The sequence below is a fragment of the Arthrobacter sp. MYb227 genome, assembly GCF_002975435.1.
Taxonomy (GTDB): domain Bacteria; phylum Actinomycetota; class Actinomycetes; order Actinomycetales; family Micrococcaceae; genus Paeniglutamicibacter.
In genome coordinates, this window is the sequence record NZ_PCPT01000013.1 from 1 (window position 1) to 19,762 (window position 19,762).

A 19,762-nucleotide genomic window follows, 5' to 3' on the forward strand; every position below is an offset into this window, starting at 1 on the left:
GAACTACTTTTACGCATGAAAAACTCCCCGAAAGTAAGGAACTGAATTAGTCAGTCCAACTTTCGGGGAGCAGTTCACAAGGACACCACCCCACGAGAATATTCGCTGGTGCACCAGCGTGACTAGCTCACCGGAATGAGTGATTCCCCCGAATGTGTGGAGGTTGGAGTCCAGCGCAAATGCGTTTGCTCATCAACTTCTTCTTCCTTCAGCAGGGATAGACGCGGTCGAACGGCGTCGGTGCGGGCGCTTGGTGGTTTGCGGCGCCCCGCCTTGAATGGCAACGGCCAGCTGGCACCGGCTCCCACGTATTCCTGCTCTGCTGCGGCCTGCAGCGTCCATTGCGGGTTGTACAGGTGTGTACGACCCAAGGCCACCAGGTCGGCGCGACCCGCGAGCAGGATCGAATTCACATCATCGTAGGAGGAGATGGCACCCACCGCGATGACCGTAACGCCGGCTGCTGCGGCGACCTGGTTGCGGATCTTGTCCGCAAACGGGGTCTGGTAGCTACGGCCAAAAGCCGGGCGTTCGTTGCGCACGATCTGCCCGGAGGAGACGTCGATTGAATCGATGCCGTGGTCGATGAACCTCTGAGCGATGACCAATGCGTCATCCTCGGTATTCCCGCCCTCGGTCCAGTCGGTGGCGGATATACGAACACCGATAGGTTTGTGTGCTGGCCAGACCGCACGCACCGCGTCAAGCACCTCGAGCGGGTAGCGCAGGCGATTCTCTAACGATCCGCCGTATGCGTCGGTGCGTGTATTCGATAGCGGGGAGAGGAAGGAAGAGAGCAGGTAACCGTGTGCGGCGTGTAGCTCCAGCAGGTCGAAGCCTGCCGCATCCGCGCGGCGGGCAGCGTCTATGAATTGTTCGCGGACCGTATCCATCTGCGCCCGGGTGATTTCTGCCGGGACGTGGCAGCCCTCGCCATAGGGGATGGCGCTGGGAGCCAGCACCTCCCAGTTACCTTCCTCGAGCGGCTCATCGATGCCCTCCCACATGAGTTTGGTGGATCCCTTGCGCCCCGAATGGCCAATCTGCGCGCCGATCTTGGCGTTCGAGTTGCCATGTACGTAGTCGGTGATGCGCTTCCACGCCGAGCCCTGCTCACCGGTGTACAGGCCGGTGCAACCGGGGGTGATGCGCCCAATGTCCGAGACACAGACCATTTCAGTCATGACCAGCCCGGCTCCGCCCATGGCCTTGGAACCAAGGTGTACCAGGTGGAAGTCGCCCGGCACGCCATCAACTGCGCAGTACATATCCATGGGGGAAACTACCACGCGGTTCACCAGCTCCAGTTCACCGATCTTGTAGGGCTGGAACATTGCCGGGGAGATTTCCGAGGAGCCGGAGCGGCGTGCGAAGTCCTCATCAACCTTGTGCGCAAAATCCGTGTCGCGCAGTTTCAAGTTGTCATAGGTGATGCGGCGGGAGCGGGTGAGCAAGTTGAAGCAGAACTGCACCGGGTCTTGTTCCTTGTACTGGCCAATGTTTTCGAACCATTCCATGGAAGCTTGGGCTGCACGTTGGGTGGATTCGACCACGGGGCGGCGTTCGGTCTCATAGGCCTCAAGCGCTGCGGCGACATTTCCGTGCTCGTGCAGGCAGGCGGCCAAGGCCAGGGAATCTTCCATGGCGAGTTTGGTACCCGAGCCGATGGAGAAGTGCGCGGTGTGCGCGGCATCGCCCAGCAGCACGATATTTTCGTGGCGCCAGTTCTGGTTGCGGACCGTGGTGAAATTGATCCACTTGGAGTTATTGGTCAGCACCTCATACCCGGCAAGTTCTTCGGCGAAGATCTCCTTGACCTTCGCCACGGCCTTTTCGTCGCTCACGCCGGGGGCGAAGGCGTCGTTTTCGGTCTCGTCGAATCCCGCTGCACGCCAGACGTCCTCGTGCATTTCCACGATGAAGGTTGAACCTTCATCCGAATAGGGGTAACCATGGATCTGCATGGTTCCGGCGTCGGTTTCCTTGACGAAAAACTTGAACGCCTCAAAGACTTGGTTGGTGCCCAGCCACATGTACTTGGATACACGCGCATCAAGCGATGGCTTGAAGGAATCGGAGAACCGTGTGCGGATGGCAGAGTTCAACCCGTCTGCCGCCAGTACCAGATCATATTCGGCAGAAAGCTGTTCTACCTCCGGGGCCATGGTGGAGAAATGTACCTCCACGCCGAGTTCAAGGCAGCGGCGCTGCAGCAGCTCGAGGAGTTCCTTGCGGCTCATCGCGGCAAAACCCTGCCCGCCAACTGTATGCATTTCGCCACGGAAGTGAATATCAATATCACTCCAGCGGGCAAAGCGACGGGACATATATTCGGCAATGACGGTGTCCGCATTCCCAATTCCGCCCAGGGTCTCATCGGAGAAGACCACACCAAAGCCGAAGGTATCCGAGGCGGCATTGCGTTCCCACACGGTGACCTCATGCGCCGGGTCAAGTTGCTTCATCAGAGCTGCGAAGTACAGGCCGCCGGGGCCGCCACCAACGATTGCGATTTTCATGGGGGTGTTTCCTTTCAACGGTGTCAATCGGCCCGAAAACGGGGTCGACAAATGACCGTGGGGTGTTGCCTGTGAGTAAAGATGGGGGAGAAACTACGGTTTAGCTAGGGTGCAGGTGTCTGCATAAGAGCCTCACGCAGTTTGAAGTGCTGCAGCTTGCCGCTGGGGTTGCGGGGTAGCTCTTCAACAAAGCGAACCTCGCGTGGATACTTATATGGAGCAATGATGCTCTTGACGAAGTCCTGAAGTTCCTTGGCCTTTGCTTCGGAGCCCGTAACGCCCTCAATGAGAACTACGAAGGCACATACCACCGAGCCACGCTGTTCATCGGGACGAGCCACCACTGCGGTTTCTAAAACCTCGGGGTGCTGAATGATTGCCTCTTCAACCTCGGGGCCACCAATGTTGTAGCCGGAGGAAACGATCATATTGTCGCTGCGTGCCTGGTAGGTGAAGTAGCCCTCGGCGTCCTTGACGAAGGTGTCACCGGTAACGTTCCAACCATTGGAAACATAAGCATGCTGGCGCTCATCATCGAGGTACCGGCAACCGGTAGGACCGATGACCGCTAATCTTCCGATCTCATTGGGACCAAGTTCATTTCCCTCAAAATCCAAGATGGTGGCCCGATACCCGGGTATTGCCTTGCCGGTGGCCCCGGGACGAATATCTGTCCCGGCGGCGGAGATAAATACATGCAAGAGCTCGGTAGACCCAATGCCGTCAATTAGCTCGAGCCCGGTGGCTTCCTTGACCAAATGCCAGGTGGCCTCGGGCAGGTGTTCACCGGCCGAAACTGCTAGGCGCAGGCTACGCAAGAGATCTGCTTGGTCTTCTTTCAGAATGGCGCGGTAGGCGGTGGGAGCGGTGAATAGAATTGTTGCTCCGGCATCATGTGAGAACCGTGCAAGTTCTACCGGGGTGGTGCGTTCGGTCAACAGGGTGCTGGCACCAAAGCGCAGTGGAAAGACCACCAATCCACCGAGCCCAAAGGTGAAAGCCAACGGGGGAGAACCTGCAAAGACATCAGTGGATGTTGGCTCAAGAATATGCTTGGCAAAGGTATCGGCGTTGGCAAGAATATCCCGATGAAAATGCATGGTGATCTTAGGAACGCCGGTGGTACCGGATGTAGGGCCAAGGAGCGCAACATCTTCCGCCGAGGTTTCCACATTTGCGAATTCTCCGGACTTTGCCGCCGCTAACGCCAGCAAATCTGCGCCAGTTTCGGAACCCACCGAGATCACCGGGTACTGCGAATCTGCCGCGGCGAGTGCATCAGCCATGAACCGGTGATCACAAAGCATGACCGAGGGCCGTGTCAAAGCCGCAAGTTTGCTAATTTCCGGTGCGCGTAGTGCCGGCATGGTGGTGACAACCACCGCTCCGGCCTTGAGTACCCCTAACCAACAAGCAACTAACCATGCGTTGTTAGGTGCACGGAGCATGACCCGGTTCCCCGGAACGATTCCCAAATCTTCGGTGAGTACCGCGGCCACCTGATTGGCTCGAAGCAGTAACTCGCCATAGCTTTGGGTGGATCCATCCGGTGCTCTCAGGGCTATGGAATCTGCCCCAAATTTACGTACACCCTCATCAATCAGCTCAACGGCGGCGTTGAGCCGATCGGGATATTGCAGCTCGGGCAAGGTGAATTCTAGAGTTGGCCACAACTCGTGGGGTGGAAGGTGATCACGTGTAAAGGTGTCTTGGTGTGCCGAAAGCGATAATTCCATGAACTTGCCGTCTCTTTCCAGGAGTCGATTTTCAATGGTGCTCGGATAAATAAGTGGTTGCTAGCCGCGCGGCGCGCGGATCATGCCTTCTTGGGCGACAGTGGCAAGGAGCGCTCCCTGCCGAGTATAGAAACGGCCCCAAGCCAAACCCCGGCTGTTCTGCGTAGAGACAGCTTCCTGAACATAAAGCACCCAGTCATCAACTCGGCCCTCACGGTGGAACCACATCGCATGATCCAGACTTGCGGTCACCAGCCCCTCGGTACCCCACGACAGATTCTGGGTACGCAGGAGTGGTTCAAGAATCGTGTAATCACATACGTAGGCTAGCGCCGCACGCTGGGTGATCCCGTCATCTGGAAGTTCGGTAAATGCCTTGACCCATACTGCCTGGTGAGCCGTGCGCTCGCCGTCAACATTCAGGTAGAGGGCACCGGGGACGTGGCGCATGTCGAAACTACGGCCCGTTGACCAGTAGTCGGCTGCCGCACCTTCTGCCTCGGTGAGGACTTGGGCGGCGCTGGCCAATGATTCTGGGTCAATATCTAGGTATTCGGAGGGAGCCGTTGAAGATTGTTCGCTTCCATCTTCGGCAACATGGAAGGAACCTAAAGCCGTGTAAACGGGCTTATTATTCTGAAATCCACGTACCTGACGCGTTGAGTAACCGCGTCCATCACGTAAGAGTTCTACCTCGTAGCGGACCGGTACGTGCATATCTACCGGACGCAGGAAATAGGAATGCATTGAGTGAAGCGTTCGGTCATCACCGACCGATCGCATCATTGCCGAAGCGCCCTGGGCCACCATATCTCCACCATAGGCCTTGGGCCACGGAACATATTGTGGAATTGCGGTGTACGCCTGATCGAATACTTCGGCTTCACACGTGGTGAGCTCGATGGCATCGAGGAAAATCTGGGAACTCATGCTCGGCGGTATCCTTCCAAGGACGTATCTGCGACATCTTCGAGATTGACAACAATGTTTTCTGGAGTGCGGGCGGTGAGCCAGACGAGATCTTCGGTGATCGACATGTTGGCCTCAACATGTGGCATGAATGGTGGTACAAAAACCCAATCGCCGGCTGTCATATCGAGGAACTGTTCGTAGTTCTCACCGAAGTAGATCCGTCCGTGCCCGCGAAGTACGTAACCTCCGGTTTCTGCTTCACCGTGATGGTGTGGCAGCGAACGGTAGCCGGGGGTGTTAGAAACCTGACCGAACCAGATCTTGGTTGCGGGGGTGTGCTGAATGCTGACCCCGGAAACACGGATGCAGTCACCTGACTGAGCGGTGTTTGCGTCTTCTTCTCCGGCGCGGGTGACAACCGGAACTACTACGCCGTCTTTTCCTGCGTAAATGGAGTTATCGCCTTCGGTGCGGTAGACGGTGGGTGTGCTGCTCATGGGTGTGCTCCTTTGGACTATGTATTGGTGGGTGAGGCGTTAGCCGGGATTTTGATGCTGAAAGTGTTGGATAGAGTGCCGATACCCGTGATGGTGGTTTCTAGCGTGTCTCCGTCGTGGAGGAAGCGCGGGGGCACCATACCCATGCCGACTCCGCCGGGGGTGCCGGTCAACACGATGTCTCCCGGGCGCAGGACCGTAAAAGTCGAGATGTAGGACAGTAGTCTGGCGCTGGAGAAGACCAGCGTCTTGGTGTTACCGTGCTGGACTTCCTCACCATTGAGGGTGCAGATGACGTCCAATCCGGCTTCCGGATCTAGGCTGTCCGCAGTCACAAGAACAGGGCCAAGGGGAGTGGTGCCGTCAAAGGCCTTGCCCTGGAACCACTGCAGCGTGCGGCGCTGCCAATCGCGCATTGAAACATCGTTGGCGATCGTGTATCCGGCGATGGCGTTTGCTGCTTCGGCTTCTGAGGCGTTGCGTAGTTCGCCGCCCACAATCACCGCAAGTTCAGCTTCCCAATCAACATTTTCCGAATGTTCAGAAACAATTTTGGCGTGGGGACCGGTGAGGGTATCGGCAAATTTGGCAAAAAGCGTGGGGTACTCGGGTAACTCACGACCCATTTCTAGGATGTGATCGGAGTAGTTGAGCCCGCAGCAGATAACCTTGTGCGGGTTTGGCAGTGGGGTCAGCAACGTGGCCTCTGCCGAGACGATAACGTCATGTGCTCGGTGAGTGCTCAGGATCGTTTCTGCGGTGGACTTCCAACCGGCCTGTAAGAGTAGCTCGTTCAGATCGAGTGCCGGTAGCGGGAGATATCCTGTGGCGATTTCAAGCGCAGCGGTGCGTTGGCCCTTGTGCAGAATCGTTGCAAGCCTCATCCGTGTTCCCTTCAAGATACGAAATATATATGTGTCGACTTTTTGACCGCCGTCACGTATCCTCAATGTAACACGCGTCACCATTGTGGCGCTAGGGGGTGGAATAACCACCAAGCCAACCAAGTTCAAAGGGAGTGTCGCATGACCGAGACCAAGGTTCACGAAAACCTCACGATCAACCCCGAATCAATGGCAAAGCCATCCGGATACGCGCATGGAATGCTTGCCGGGAAGACTGTCTATCTTGGCGGGCAGACGGCACTGGATAAGAACATGCAAATTGTTCCGGGCGGAATCGTTGAGCAGTTCAAACAGGTGTTCTCAAATATTCTGACAACTCTTGAAGAAGCCGGGGGGCACCCGGAAGACCTGGTCAGCGTGACGATTTACCTGACCGATGTTGATGACTACATGGCCAATGGTCGTGAAATTGGCAGGCTGTGGCGTGACATGGCGGGAACTAAGTATCCGGCAATGGCCGGAGTGGGAGTAAGCCGTCTATGGCAGAAGGAAGCTCTTATTGAAATTCAGGGTGTTGCTGTCATTCAGGACCGCAACGACTAAAGAATGACTTTCTGAGTTAAACGACATGTGCCGCCCGGAGACGCTGCTATTTTCAGCGTCACCGGGCGGCACATGTGTATGGAACTAGTAATTAACGCGCTGCCAACGACCTCTCGATGGCTAGAGATGCGTGTCGTTCGGCGCGCGGGGCCAATATTGCATGCAATTGTTGGAAAAGACTCTCGGCTTCTAACGCATTCCAGTCATCAGGTAGATAGTTTGTGGGTAGGCCCGGGTCAAGATAGGGGAGCCGGCGCCATTGCGTGACAAGGACCAGATAGTCGGCAAATGCGCGCTCATCGATCTCGTAACTTTCGCTTAGCTCTGCTTGGTTTTTCCACGCAGTAAATAATTCGCTATTGTGCGCAAGGAAATCCGAGTACAGCGAATCTAGCGCGGGAAGATCCCACCAGCTTCCAATATTTTGGCGCAGGTCGGCTCCACCAACATGATCTGCCATGAAGAATTCTAGAAATTCATTGAGCTTTCGGCGAGCGAAATATGCAAGGACTTCATCGCGGAGGTGACCAGGCGCAATCCATAGACCGGGAGTTACCGAGCCAAAGCCCATGCGAACCAGAGATGAACGAATCTTATGGCGAATATTGCGTTGGGATTCAGGAACTGTAAAAGTCGCAAGTAGCCATGGGTCCCCAACTTCTGCACGGTGAGGGTGGAAGATCCTTTCATCACCTTCAATGAAAGTTTCAATGACGGACTCCGCGAGTGAGTAGCCGCTGCGCCCATTGACTTGGATGCTTTCAATAACTCCGCGCTTTTTGAGACGAGAAATTGAGGAGCGGGTTCCGGTGGAACCAACACCGATGTCCTCCATCAGTGAAATGATTGTTGCAACCTGTAACCCGCCACCGTGCTGGCGTGCATAAAGGCCAAAGAGCGAGACTATTAGTTGATGATGCCGGGGTGCTGCAGGCTCTGAAACTGCCTTATGGGGGCCTGCCGGGGAAGTCATGCGATTACTTTATCCAATCCGGACGGGTTACCTGACTGATCAGTGGGCTTCGGCCGTACGTGTCGTTAATATGACGTGCGATAATAATGCTCTTTGTCTTCCCAATAGACTCAAACGAGAACTCCAACAAAAGTAAAAGGAATCACTTATCATCATGCGCCCAAAGGTTTTGATAGCTTCGTATCTCGCTGAGGAACTCGTTTCACAGATTCGAAGCGACGTTCCTGACGTTGAAGTGATTTATGAACCCGAGCTTTTGCCCGTACCGCGTTATTCATGTGATCACCACGGCGATCCTCGGCAACTAACCGTTGCGCAACGAGCTCGTTGGCAAGAACATCTGGACACTGCCGAAATTATGTTTGATTTTGACTGGTGGCAGCCGGAGCTCTGGCGTGAGCATTCTCCGAAGCTTAAATGGATTCAGGCATCACAAGCTGGTGTTGGCACCCGGGCGAAGGCGCTAGGCCATACAAAGGGGGAAACCCGTATCACTAGTGCGGCTGGCGTGCATGCAAAACCACTTGCCGAATTTGCCGTGGCAGGATTGTTACATTTTGTGCGTAGGATCCCCGGCCTTGAAGCCGACAAGGAAGCCCAACGCTGGGGCGGTGGATCAACCTCAACTCTGTATGGGCGCCGTGCATTGATTATTGGCGCCGGAAGCATTGGTCGTGAAGTTGCACGGACTCTTGATTTCTTTGGTGTCACTACCGACGGGACCACTCGAAGCGAGCGAACGTTGGAGAAACCTTTTGCTCGAAGTCTCAACTTTGAGGAGCTCGAACTTGGGGACTACGACATTGTTATTCTTGCCTGCCCATTGACCGATGAAACTATCGGATTATTCTCAAGAGAGCGCATTGCAAGCATGAAACCAGGTGCCTTGTTAGTGAATTTGGCGCGTGGCCCAGTGCTTGATCAAGACGCGATTATTGAGGCATTGGAATCCGGGCATGTGGCAGGTGCCGTACTTGATGTGGCAACCCCGGAGCCGTTGCCTGTGGGTAGCCCGTTGTGGAATGCCCCGAACCTAATTCTCTCCCCACATAATGCGGCAAATGTCGATGCTGAAAACGCTCGGCTTGTAGAACTGTTTATTACTAATTTGCACCGATACCTAGCCGGAGAAACTCTAGTGAATATATACGACCCAGTAGCAGGATATTGATTTTCCCTAGGCACGCGGTGTTGTAGGGCGGGCGAGACCAACGCTGAGTGAGAGTGATACCTTGTTTTGCTCAAGCAAGCCAGCTTGGGCAACGAGAACCGCGAGCTGAACCCGCGTTTGGATATGTAGCGGTTCCATTAACTTGGCAATCTGTGCCTTGACGGTTCCTTCGCTGACATGGAGGATACTTGCAATTTGGGAGTTTGTCTTGCCTTGGGCAAGCGCGATGAGTAGCCGCTTATCGCGCGGATTTGCTTGGCGCAGGAACTGCGTCTGTAGCTCGTATTTGCGAGTCGGGTGTTCGGAAAAGTTTGAAGCGTTTGCTGGCTTTGAAAAAATTTCGTTGCCAGAGACGATAAGACGAATAGCCGGGGCAAGATCTGTAGCGATAGAGCTCTTGGCTAGGTAACTATGTGCCCCTGCAGAATACGAACGGCTCATGGTTTCAATGTCATGAATAGCCGAAAATATTACAATCTTCGTAAGTGGTGCATGAGCTCGAATTCGTCGAGTGGCTTCGAGGCTCCCCACATTGGTAATGCTTGATTCCATAAGCACGATTTCGGGCTTTGCCGACACAGCGGCTTCAGCGGCGTCAGTGCCGTTCTCAGTGACCTGTTCTAGAAGAATGTCTGGACTTGCCTCAAGCATCCGTTCCAACCCCAAACGGAGGAAAGGGTCTGCGTCTGCAAGATGAACCCGGATTGGGGTGACTGGCATTGTTCTCCTGCTGATTTCTTGACATCGCTACGTATTTGTTCTTGTCAGGCGCAGGACAGTTACTCGTCGCGCACATAAGAGCTTATCGGCTGAGCCGTCTATCGGTGATATCGAGCAGAATTTTTCACAGCCATACAATGGGTTCTCCTGCGCGTTTGAGCTTCGGTAGGCGCCGTCGGATTTTAGCCGGATAGCCGGATGGCTAGTAACACTGCTGCGTTGCACTGATCTCGGCAAACCCCATGGAATCTATCAAACATTGAGTCAGGAAAGTTTGTACAGAACCGGGGTCACGAAAAAAATTCTGAAGAAAAATGCTGGTAAGGCTAGCTATATAGCCAAAAGAAACTACTCGCTAGTGCTCGCTTGCATGCTCGAATGGCGATAATTTCATGTAGGCACGGCGGTATGAATCGGGTCGTTTGGCAAAAGCCATGAACTGTTTGCTTTTCTATGATGATTTTTGTGTATCGAAGCGATTGCCTCAACACTCATCACTCATCCACCCGAATGCCTAAGACGGAGAATTCCTTGAACGTAAAGAACCAGTCGAAGCGAAACGGAAAGCGGAGCTTTTCGGTTTCACGTCGCCTTGTCGCAGGGGCAGTTGCATCCAGCCTCGTCATTTTGCCCGCAACTTCCGCGTTTGCCGCACCAGCGGACAACTCTGAGGCCATTGGCCAGCTCATCGATACCAACTTGCTGAAGCAGGATCTACTTGATGCTGTAAAGAGTACTGCTGGTGATATTTCAGATCCGGGTCCAAACCAGAAGAAGCTAGCTTTGGGTGGAATTGAACTTCCACTCATCAGCAATGGCACGAACAACGGGCTGCTGGATCTAGGTTCAGTTGGACTGTTGAGTAGCTACGCGGCTGCTCCAAATGCTCAGACCGCAAAGGCTGCCGCTGGCGTATTGGGCGAGAACGGAATCATTAAGATTGGCAGCGGAACAAGCCCGTACGACAATGCAACGATCGACTTGACACGTCTTTTGACTGGTCTTGGTGTCAGCGGTCTCTCGAATAAAGTACTTGATGAGTTTGAGCTTTCGCTCGGTGCAGTTGCCTCGACAGCTTCGAAGTCAAATGGCAAAATCACTTCAGACTACAAGTTGGCTGATGCAGAGCTGAACATTGGCAGCCCTTTGGTTGCAAATCTCACCAAGACCCTTGGTAAATCCGTCAATGGCATCGGCAGCACATTGAATACGGCTGTTGGCACCAAGGGCGTCTTGGGTTCAGCGGTCAATGCGTTGAATGTGAACGTCAACGTGCTTGGACTCGTTAAGCTAAAAACGAGTGACGTTTCCATTGGCATTAACGGCCTAGACAAGGCTCTTGACGTTGTAGTCAAGGATGTGCTTCAGGGCACGGTCAAGGATAAGAACGGTTTGGTCAAGATTGACCTCAAGACCGGAGACATCAACGTTGACCTGGCCAAATTAGTCAAGAACAACCCTAAAACTGGTGACCTGAATGGGCTGGCCCCAAACACCGAAGTTCTCACGGCTGCAACAATTTCAAAGATTACCGATGGTGTTGCGCAGGCTCTGGGTACCGTTGTCGCTGATTTGAACACAGCGCTTAAAAAAGCACTGAACAGTGTTGAATTGGTCATCACGGTCAAGGCAAACGCGAAGGCTCTGCTTCTGGCAAAGGTCAATGGTGACGTTGTCATTAAGAGCACGCTGGGTGGCCTTGCTGGTGTTAAGGGTGCCGCTGCTCCAAAGGCTACAACTACTTTGACAGTGAAGGTCCTTGGGATCAAGCTTTCCGTCGGCAAGATCGTTGAACCGATTCTGAATGCGGTGCTGAAACTTGTTAAGGCTCCGGCCGGACTGCTGCTCAATGACGTGCTTGGCTCTGTAGAGCCGACCCTCACTAAGGTGGTAAACCCGGTTCTGAAGACACTTGATCCGGTTCTGGAAAAGGTAATTTCCAAGGCTCTCAAGGTGACAATCAATGAGCAAAAAAACCCGAAGGCAACTGATAATGAATCCTTCACCGTAAGTGCAGTAACCGTTACTTTGCTTCCAAACGCCAATACCTCGAACACCGCTAAGGTTTCGCTAGCGACCTCGACAGTTCGTGCGAAAGACAACGCTTCCAAGTAACCGCCGATAGAAGATATTGAGCGGGGCATAAGTCTTGTGGTGTCCTCCGGAGTTCTCATCCAAAATACCTAAGGTAGCCGCATGAGATATACCGCTAGGCGCTAGTACTCGCAATATTCTTTATGGTTGAACAAAGCCCATGGGCCGGTCTATATCGAGTCGATTGACCGGCCCATGGGCTTTTAACTATTTTTACTGAGACTCGTTCGCACGCGTGCTCGAGACTGGCTACGCTCGGTGCATGGACTGCCGCTTTGGCCCGGCAGTCAGCGGAATTGTGGGTCTAATTTCTTCAAGTAGACCGGCCTGTACAACAAGGACTGCTAGCTGGACACGATTTTTTACGTTTAGAGGCTCCATGATTTTTGCCAGTTGAGCCTTGACCGTCCCCTCACTGACGTGGAGCAGCGACGCAATTTGAGTGTTCGTGTATCCCCTGGCCAATGAGTTCAGCAGCCTTCTGTCCCTTGGACTGGTCTGTCGCAGCAGCTGGGACTGCAACTCATAGTTGCTCACGGTATTTAGGGGGAATCGTTCGGCATCTGCGGGCTTGGAAAATATCATGTTTCCGGCGTTGATCATTCGCAGAGCCGCGCCAAGATCGGTTGAAACGGAGCTTTTGGATAGATAACTGCATGCGCCCGCGGAATGTGCCCGGGTCATGGTCTCTAGATCGTGAACTGACGAAAGCATAACTACTTTGGTATTGGGCGACGCTAAAATAATCCGTCGAGTCGCTTCCATGCTGCAGACGTTATTGATGGTTGATTCCATCAGTACAACGTCTGGTTTCTCTTGCTTGGCCAATTGGATAGCGTCGTTACCGTTACTTGTAACTTCTTCAAGGCAAACATCAGGAGTCGCGGTAAGCAGGCTTTCCAAGCCTAAACGAAGAAAATAGTCAGAGTCGGCAAGGTGCACTCTGATTTGGGGCAACGTCATGGTTCTCCTACTGAAAATGTGATGCTGTCATTGCAAGTGAACTTGGCAGTGCATATCACCGCGTTGTGCCCCAAAACTTTACAAATCGATGTATGCACTTTCCATAGTAGCCATAAAAACTAGCTAGTTGGCGAACGGTGATGGGTTTTCTGTCATTTTCGCGTAAGAAAGCACTCAATAGATATAGGCAAGTGGCTATCATCTATGCCTTCTGACGGAAGTCTACGCGCTCGGTGCAGAACATTTACTAGTGATTTTCCCAGTAACTGGAGTATTCCCACTGTTCTAGCCTGAGCATTGAATGTTCGTAGGTTTGGGATACAAGCCAGTTCTCAACAACGTCATCCAACTGATAACGACTGAGGGGCTCTCCTTCATGGTGTAGCCACCGTTCTCGCAACTCAGATCATAATCGGAGCAATTTAATCCGTGACAGCGTCGGCATAAAATCGTACCCGGGGATTTCGTTACAAACCAACGGCTTGTGCTGAGTGCAACACACAGATGCAATCGGCCCGTGCAGACGTCCCGCCGGTTCCAAGAACATCCTCAACAACAGTCGCTTCAGCACGAGTTTGCAGCATCAGCCTCACACCGTTTTTCTTACTCGCCATTGGCAATGCTGATTCACCCACGAATTGCTAGGAAGCAACAGGCTACCTTTCCGAGCTTTCAAAGACTCGATAGGTGGCTCTGAATGGCAACATGGGCGGCTCTCAAGAAGCCAAATATTCGATGAATTGAGAACGAGTATCCAATCAGACCAACACGTTTCCCAAAACAGTTTATGAAAACGCAGTGAAACCAGCACCTCATCATGAGAGGACGTCTTAGATCTAATCTGGAATATTTCGTTCTCAACGGTAATCAGCTCGACTAAGAAATGTGAGCAGGCATTACAGGAGCTCTAGCGGATCGGCGAGATCTTGGCCTTGAAATCCACAGATGAGAGGAACAACGTTTGATGGAAAACATCAGCAGAGGCTGAGTTGTTTTTGTGGGAACAGAATCTACCCCGACTACGCGCCTACCCCGTGGATCGGCGCTAGCTGACACCTATCACCCAATACGAGGGAAGAGTCTGAGCAGGATGTAGCTAGCGGATTTCGGCTGAAACGACTTAGAAATTCCGCCAGTAGGCACTTAGCCCGGAGCTACCCATGAGCAATCTCCGTCATTAATCCGAGGACCAACGTCATTAAAGTGCAAGGCAGGCACGAGCCTATGTTAAAAATGTTTTCGACCAAGAAAACGTTTTATCAGGAGCATCGTCCCTGCCCTTCCATCTTTCCTTATGGAACCCCTCCGGAACCAATTCAAAGACCTCATTCCGAAGGTCGAAGACCATCATCCCTGGGGCTGTCACCGGCCGCGGATCAGCGATCGGCTGGTCTTTGAAAAACTCATCCAAGTCCTCGTCCTCGGCGCGCCTACGAAAAGATCAGTGACAACACCTGTCCTGCAACCACGATCCGACGACGCCGAGATGAATGGATCACCGCCGGAATCTTTGCCGATCTAGAACAAATTTGCCTCGAAGCCTATGACCGCATCGTGGGCCTAGAACTAGAAAATCTCACCGTGGATGGATGTATCGTCAAGGCACCCTGCGGCGGTGAAGTAGCCGGAAAATCCCCGGTAGACCGCGGCAAACTAGGAACCAAACGTTCCATGCTCACCGATGGCAAGGCATCCCTCTTGGCTGTATCGCAGCACCAGCTAACCGACATGATTCACCACTTTTACGACCCACCCTCGAAAAGCTCTCCCGCTTTGGATTCCACCGGCCACCCCAGATCACCGTGCACCTAGACGCCGGCTACGACAGCACCAAAACCCGCGATCTGTTAACCGAACTCGGTTGTGAATGGGAGATCAGTGAACACGGCGAACCGCTCCAAGCCGGAGCGCGGTGGGTCGTGGAACGCACCAACTCATGGCACAACCGCGGATTCAAGAAGCTGCTGATCTGTACCGAGCGAAAAGTCCGTGTCATCGACGCCATGATCAGCCTCGCCAACAGCATCATCGTTCTACGACGGCTCATCCGCGAAGCCTGGTACACCCACCGCTGGGACACCCGACCCACACGAAAACCCTAAGCAACGCTCCCTATTGGTGGAATTTCTTAGATTAAATTGCGTTGCAAAATTTAGGACTACTTTGCTCCGTCTTTTCAGCCAAGACGTTAGGGAAAGCTAGGGGTGAATCCGACTTGTTGTGGCAGGAATTCTTATCGAAGCCCGCGCGCGCCTGAATATTTCGTTAAACAGGTTGGTCTCCATACTCAGAGCAACCTGAGCATGGAGACCAACTCGGAAAATCTCAGTCTGTTAGCCTTCGCGGATGGTAAGAACCTTCGCATCTTCGAACGGAGCAAACGGCCCATAACCAACAGAGGTAATTACAGCACCGACTGGGCCCGTGACCATGAAGTTAATTCTCGGCTTCCCAGGGAAATCTGCGATTACATCTGCGGTAATTCGCCCATCCGCGTGAGTCTGAACATTGATGAATCCTGGGTAGGAGTTGACCTTGAGCGTCACACCTTCTGGTGGTGTGATTACGATCGTGAAGCCTGCAGGGACAGTTGCGTCTTCACCGTCGGCGCTCTGCCCATTGACGGTGAAGAAAGCGTTGTTTCCGCTGCCAACTGAGGCGGAGCCTCCAACTGACCAGTCGTAGAAGACCGGAGTCTCAACTTCGCCACTTGCTGCGGCGGAAGGTGCAGCGACTGCAAGTGCAACTACCGGGACAGACCACGCGGCGCCCTTGACGAGGGTACGTCGATTTGTTGAACCTTTTGAAATGTTTTCGAACATTGAAGACCCCAAAGCTTTCGTGACGAGTAGATATTCAGACGACAAATTGATTCGGCTACATCCTGCCATGCCCACACTTCAGCGAAATAGGCTAGAAAATCTAGGTCAAGTTCACTGAGCAAGCACCATGAATTATGAGATTTCTAATATAGTAAAGTTTCTTGAATAAAAATAAAGAAATTTATTTAAAAATAAAATACAAATTAACTTCAGTTTGTTGACCTGCTCAAAGATGGGTGACTTGTCACGAGATGTTTCCGAGTAAACAGGCACTTGGAGAGGTTTTTCGGTGCGCGGCAGCCGCTCCGTGGTTCTACGGGGCTGCAACGAAGAGCGTCTTCTCCATCTAAGGTCATGCGGCAGCAGCCGGCTGTTTCAATAGGTCTGAGTTCACCCTAGGTGCGGTCGGTGCAAACACAGTGCTCGGGAGGCGTATGATCGCCGTAGTTGGTGCGATCTTCTGATGGGTTCAAGAACTTGAGATGAGGGGGGTACGTGCACTATTCGTGAATATCTGAGGGACCAGGCCCCTCATGATCACTTTGCAGGATTTCCACAATGCTCGAGGGTTTAGCCACTCTACGCTGTTGCGCTTGGCGGATATCGGCTGGGCGTGTGATTGTCCGATCAAGTGGCCTCAGCCTACATTTGAAGGTGTCGACGGAACGTAGTGCCGCGTGCCTTATGTGAGCATGTTCGTAATGTTTGATTGGCTATGCATAATACAATCATAATCACGGAGCCTTGTGCGATCTTGAGTGTTTTATTGAAGGCGACTAATAGATGTCGGTTATTCACCGTCTTCTGGCCGAGTTGGTGGGCTGGTTAGTGTGTGCTCGAGTGGTTCCAAGAAGGGTGAATCTTGAATTCGTTTCCCATTTGAATATCGAGCTGGAGGAGGCAATACCACTCGAAGTTCGACATTGATTGAAGGATAACTCGTCACGAATCGTCGACTTTGATACCTGTGACCAAAGCATCCGAGCAGAATGACGGAAGCACTTCGTAGGATAGCCACTGCCCGTTGTGTTTGTCCGCCGCGCGCCCAGTGTTTGTCCTCTTGAAATAGAACAGCGAGTCGCCAGTGGAGGCCGCGTTCGATACCCAAGTAGCTTCGAGCTCGGCTTGCCATTTGGGGAAGACGCGCCTAATAAGTAGGTAATGACGTGACTGCTGAGACAATTTCCAGATGCCACGGTTTGGTGTTTAGGGGCCGTGAACTTGAATGTGATTTGCGTGGCTTGGAGTGCGTCGGGAAACTAGATCTCTGGGCTCAGCCTGGCACAATTGATGCTGCGGATGATCTGTCTGCTGGTAGTAGGCCGTGGCTCTGGCTCGATGCCCGGTTGGAACCTGCTGCCAGTGAGCATGTGGCAAACGGTTTCAATAGTGTGGGCTGGTTGACTTTCAATGTGAAGATGTAGTGCGCACCACGCCCTGCGAGAATGTGGACATAATCTGCCTGCGGATGCAGCGCTTCGGCATTGGCCACAACTGCAGCGCCTGACATAGCTGATCAAGGAGTCCTTCGGAATGGATGAGCCATTTTGGGCGCTCCGTTACATCAGGGGTGTGAGGTTCGGAGGAGACTGCAACGGGATGCACAGCGGCAATACACTATATTTCCTCACGTCACTCACCAGGCGGCCATAGCAGTACTCCGATTGCCAAGGAAACCCAACATCGCCGAAACCGCTCGAGCCAACCACATCAATCCCGAACTGACTCACAGCTACCTAAAATGAATGGGAGGCCGTAAGCGGACTACCCAACGGCCCTGCTTCGATGGTAATCGATCGAGGTCCGAAAGATCACGGTAAGAGACCACATCAGTGAGCGATTCGGAGAGGAGCTGGGATACAAGCATAATGAATCTATGAGCAATACGATCCAGTTTCTTTTACCTGCCATTCTAGGCCTAGTGCTCATTGTCAGTGGCAGTCAGAAACTTAGAGTTCCAGCGTCGACAGTGGAAGCCTTTCGCGGATTTGGACTACCAAAATTCGTACAGACGCGTCCGGTTGCATTGTTGTTTGCAGGTACTGAGATGCTTCTGGGCATCAGCTTGATACTTACAACAGGGCAACTATTGGTCATTGTGTCAATACTCGTTGCGGCGCTTTTTTTCAGTTTCACGATACTTGTCGGAATCGTATTGAAGCGAAAGACAACGGTTCACTGCAACTGTTTTGGCAATTTGAGTACTACTCCCGTAAACTTGGGGACTCTCATTAGAAATATTGCTCTTACCGCTGGTGCCGGGATACTGGCCTTAGCTTCACCGACAATGACGGGGAGCATGGTTGCAATGGCAAAATTCCTTGCCGATGACTACTGGTGGCTTATTGCGGTGCTTTGTTGCGGAGCTTGGATACTTCTTCTCCAGAACAGAGATTTCAACTTCGTTGTGCCATTACCTGAGCCTCAGAAGATCATAGACAATACAGGTAAATCCGTCGAGGCTGACTACAGTTTGCAAGGCCAACCTATCGCTAAAGCAGAATTGCGGACTAGAACGGGTGATGTCGTGGTTCTATCAGAGATGGCTAGTAAACAAGCCCAACTACTTATCTTTGTCCAGCCTGACTGCTACGCCTGTAAGCCAGTCACCGAATCTGTAGGGGAGTGGCGGGAACAGCTCGAACCTGCTGTGAGAATCAGATTGGTGACTAGCGCAAAGGCCGAAGACTTTGCAGAGCACTATCCACACGAAGCAGAAGACGCTTTGTACGATGGTTCTTCTATGGTGGCTACTATCTTGGGTTTGCCGGTTACACCAAGTGCCATCTTGTTAGGAACTGACGGTCATGTTGGTGCAGGTCCAGCTCTTGGACCGGATTCGATTCAGGGATTACAGGAAGCCATATCTATCGCAGTTTCTGCTCAGAACTGACGGATGCTTTTGTTGGCTATTTACCTATGGCAAAAAGATCATTACTTCTAGAAAGAGAAGGTCAAACAGGAAGCAACCTAAGTTAACTAGTGAGTTGGGAATGCGAGAGGCTCATCAGCTTAACCTATGTTGCCTAAAGCTCATAGCAGACTTAGTTTATTGTTTAAGCTGGCGACGCTTGGACTCGAAAGCTCTTCAGCTGGGGTTGATAAACCAGACTAAACCAGGGAGCTGAAAGCGGTCGAGTAATTCATCGGAGCTGGAAACTGGTTGCAGAATATGCGGAGTCCCACATCGAAAGTCGTGGATCAGAACGGCATAGTGCAAGCAAAAGCTGGGTCAACAATTTGAGAATGTTGACCCAGCTTTTGACTATTGTGTAGCCCGTACTAGAACGAGCATCCAATTAGGGCTCTAATTAGTTGGTGCTGCAGAGGGTGACGAGACCCAACAGGCCCAAGGTGAGGGACATGGTCTTCGAATCTCCGTTAGCGACTGCGCCCGTGTAAGATCCCAACAGCGAGACAAGCTGAGCATTGGACTTAAGTGTGACACTCTGGCCAGCAGTCAAAGCAGGGATAGTGAAGCTCCAAGTGTTGCCGCTCAGGACAATGAGGCTAATGCCACCGACTCCGGTCCAAGCGTTCTGCAGGGTTAGGTTAACGACCTTGCTACTCGTGATGTTGAATGTGGTCGTTGCGGTATCGCCACCCGAAGCTGTAATGACGAACTCAGGGTTACTGGCGATTTCAAGTCCGCTACAGTTATTGGTAGATACAACGAGCGTACCGGTTTCACCCGATGCCGCTGCCATCGGCGCAGCAATTGCAGCGGCGATGACTGGTACAGACCAGGCGGCGCCCTTGACGATGGTGCGGCGGTTCTGCGTGCTGGACATGATGCCCTGCTTTTCGATCTCAGACATGAATCTCCTCAAAGGAATGAAATGGGGGATGCCTACCTTTACGGTCTGCAATCCTGATTCAACCTTGAATTTGGAAGAATTTGTTGAGG

14 protein-coding genes and 1 pseudogene are annotated in these 19,762 nt (G+C 52.8%); 5 read left to right on the top strand and 10 right to left on the bottom strand.

Features of this window, described 5'->3' with window-relative positions:
- Window positions 1-122: 122 nt before the first annotated feature.
- The 5 genes from CQ018_RS17250 to CQ018_RS17270 all read right to left on the bottom strand — a co-directional run bounded on the left by CQ018_RS17250 (window position 123) and on the right by CQ018_RS17270 (window position 6,548).
- Window positions 123-2,519, bottom strand: a complete 2,397-nt coding sequence (locus tag CQ018_RS17250) for a bifunctional salicylyl-CoA 5-hydroxylase/oxidoreductase (protein ID WP_105551259.1) — start codon at window positions 2,517-2,519, stop codon at window positions 123-125.
- 104 nt (window positions 2,520-2,623) lie between these two features.
- Window positions 2,624-4,255: an AMP-binding protein gene (locus CQ018_RS17255; RefSeq protein WP_105551260.1), complete on the bottom strand. Its 1,632-nt coding sequence runs from the start codon at window positions 4,253-4,255 to the stop codon at window positions 2,624-2,626.
- Between the two features lie 60 nt (window positions 4,256-4,315).
- Window positions 4,316-5,185, bottom strand: a complete 870-nt coding sequence (locus tag CQ018_RS17260) for an acyl-CoA thioesterase II (RefSeq protein ID WP_105551261.1) — start codon at window positions 5,183-5,185, stop codon at window positions 4,316-4,318.
- The gene (locus tag CQ018_RS17265) at window positions 5,182-5,664 is read right to left on the bottom strand and encodes a cupin domain-containing protein (RefSeq protein ID WP_105551262.1); all 483 of its coding nucleotides are present in this window, start codon (window positions 5,662-5,664) and stop codon (window positions 5,182-5,184) included. The genes CQ018_RS17260 and CQ018_RS17265 overlap by 4 nt, the downstream gene beginning before the upstream one ends.
- Before the next feature lie 17 nt (window positions 5,665-5,681).
- On the bottom strand, window positions 5,682-6,548 hold the full coding sequence (locus CQ018_RS17270) for a fumarylacetoacetate hydrolase family protein (RefSeq protein WP_105551263.1): 867 nt from the start codon (window positions 6,546-6,548) through the stop codon (window positions 5,682-5,684).
- 141 nt (window positions 6,549-6,689) lie between these two features.
- Between CQ018_RS17270 and CQ018_RS17275 the strand changes: the two genes are divergently transcribed.
- Entirely contained in the window at window positions 6,690-7,112 is a 423-nt protein-coding gene (locus CQ018_RS17275) for a RidA family protein (protein WP_105551264.1), read from the top strand.
- A gap of 91 nt (window positions 7,113-7,203) precedes the next feature.
- Here the strand turns inward: CQ018_RS17275 and CQ018_RS17280 are convergent, their stop codons facing one another.
- Window positions 7,204-8,085 carry a PaaX family transcriptional regulator C-terminal domain-containing protein gene (locus CQ018_RS17280; RefSeq protein WP_105551265.1) on the bottom strand — a complete coding sequence of 294 codons (882 nt, stop codon included), beginning with the start codon at window positions 8,083-8,085 and terminating at the stop codon, window positions 7,204-7,206.
- A gap of 154 nt (window positions 8,086-8,239) precedes the next feature.
- Here CQ018_RS17280 and CQ018_RS17285 point away from each other — a divergent pair, with 154 nt between their 5' ends.
- On the top strand, window positions 8,240-9,256 hold the full coding sequence (locus tag CQ018_RS17285) for a D-2-hydroxyacid dehydrogenase (protein WP_105551266.1): 1,017 nt from the start codon (window positions 8,240-8,242) through the stop codon (window positions 9,254-9,256).
- Window positions 9,257-9,262: 6 nt separating this feature from the next.
- Here CQ018_RS17285 and CQ018_RS17290 read toward each other — a convergent pair whose 3' ends face one another.
- The gene (locus CQ018_RS17290; protein ID WP_105551267.1) at window positions 9,263-9,976 is read right to left on the bottom strand and encodes a response regulator transcription factor; all 714 of its coding nucleotides are present in this window, start codon (window positions 9,974-9,976) and stop codon (window positions 9,263-9,265) included.
- Window positions 9,977-10,603: 627 nt separating this feature from the next.
- On the opposite strand from CQ018_RS17290, the gene CQ018_RS17295 reads away from it, so the two are divergent.
- On the top strand, window positions 10,604-12,091 hold the full coding sequence (locus CQ018_RS17295) for a choice-of-anchor G family protein (RefSeq protein ID WP_219844082.1): 1,488 nt from the start codon (window positions 10,604-10,606) through the stop codon (window positions 12,089-12,091).
- A 228-nt stretch (window positions 12,092-12,319) separates the two neighbouring features.
- Here CQ018_RS17295 and CQ018_RS17300 read toward each other — a convergent pair whose 3' ends face one another.
- The gene (locus tag CQ018_RS17300; RefSeq protein ID WP_105551269.1) at window positions 12,320-13,033 is read right to left on the bottom strand and encodes a response regulator transcription factor; all 714 of its coding nucleotides are present in this window, start codon (window positions 13,031-13,033) and stop codon (window positions 12,320-12,322) included.
- Between the two features lie 1,294 nt (window positions 13,034-14,327).
- Between CQ018_RS17300 and CQ018_RS17305 the strand changes: the two are divergent.
- Window positions 14,328-15,135: pseudogene (locus CQ018_RS17305) on the top strand (IS5 family transposase).
- 231 nt (window positions 15,136-15,366) lie between these two features.
- Here the strand turns inward: CQ018_RS17305 and CQ018_RS17310 are convergent.
- Window positions 15,367-15,855 carry a hypothetical protein gene (locus CQ018_RS17310; RefSeq protein WP_105551270.1) on the bottom strand — a complete coding sequence of 163 codons (489 nt, stop codon included), beginning with the start codon at window positions 15,853-15,855 and terminating at the stop codon, window positions 15,367-15,369.
- Between the two features lie 1,876 nt (window positions 15,856-17,731).
- Here CQ018_RS17310 and CQ018_RS17320 point away from each other — a divergent pair.
- The gene (locus CQ018_RS17320; RefSeq protein ID WP_105551272.1) at window positions 17,732-18,748 is read left to right on the top strand and encodes a MauE/DoxX family redox-associated membrane protein; all 1,017 of its coding nucleotides are present in this window, start codon (window positions 17,732-17,734) and stop codon (window positions 18,746-18,748) included.
- A gap of 418 nt (window positions 18,749-19,166) precedes the next feature.
- Here the strand turns inward: CQ018_RS17320 and CQ018_RS17325 are convergent, their stop codons facing one another.
- The gene (locus tag CQ018_RS17325; protein WP_105551273.1) at window positions 19,167-19,673 is read right to left on the bottom strand and encodes a hypothetical protein; all 507 of its coding nucleotides are present in this window, start codon (window positions 19,671-19,673) and stop codon (window positions 19,167-19,169) included.
- Between the last annotated feature and the right edge of the window lie 89 nt (window positions 19,674-19,762).

Excerpts from the sequence above, each read along its gene's own strand:
- CQ018_RS17265 (WP_105551262.1), bottom strand. The coding sequence starts at position 5,664 with ATGAGCAGCACACCCACCGTCTACCGCACCGAAGGCGATAACTCCATT.
- CQ018_RS17320 (WP_105551272.1), top strand. The coding sequence starts at position 17,732 with ATGAGCAATACGATCCAGTTTCTTTTACCTGCCATTCTAGGCCTAGTG.
- CQ018_RS17290 (WP_105551267.1), bottom strand. The coding sequence starts at position 9,976 with ATGCCAGTCACCCCAATCCGGGTTCATCTTGCAGACGCAGACCCTTTC.
- CQ018_RS17325 (WP_105551273.1), bottom strand. The coding sequence starts at position 19,673 with ATGTCTGAGATCGAAAAGCAGGGCATCATGTCCAGCACGCAGAACCGC.
- CQ018_RS17300 (WP_105551269.1), bottom strand. The coding sequence starts at position 13,033 with ATGACGTTGCCCCAAATCAGAGTGCACCTTGCCGACTCTGACTATTTT.
- CQ018_RS17250 (WP_105551259.1), bottom strand. The coding sequence starts at position 2,519 with ATGAAAATCGCAATCGTTGGTGGCGGCCCCGGCGGCCTGTACTTCGCA.
- CQ018_RS17270 (WP_105551263.1), bottom strand. The coding sequence starts at position 6,548 with ATGAGGCTTGCAACGATTCTGCACAAGGGCCAACGCACCGCTGCGCTT.
- CQ018_RS17275 (WP_105551264.1), top strand. The coding sequence starts at position 6,690 with ATGACCGAGACCAAGGTTCACGAAAACCTCACGATCAACCCCGAATCA.
- CQ018_RS17285 (WP_105551266.1), top strand. The coding sequence starts at position 8,240 with ATGCGCCCAAAGGTTTTGATAGCTTCGTATCTCGCTGAGGAACTCGTT.
- CQ018_RS17310 (WP_105551270.1), bottom strand. The coding sequence starts at position 15,855 with ATGTTCGAAAACATTTCAAAAGGTTCAACAAATCGACGTACCCTCGTC.
- CQ018_RS17255 (WP_105551260.1), bottom strand. The coding sequence starts at position 4,255 with ATGGAATTATCGCTTTCGGCACACCAAGACACCTTTACACGTGATCAC.
- CQ018_RS17280 (WP_105551265.1), bottom strand. The coding sequence starts at position 8,085 with ATGACTTCCCCGGCAGGCCCCCATAAGGCAGTTTCAGAGCCTGCAGCA.
- CQ018_RS17260 (WP_105551261.1), bottom strand. The coding sequence starts at position 5,185 with ATGAGTTCCCAGATTTTCCTCGATGCCATCGAGCTCACCACGTGTGAA.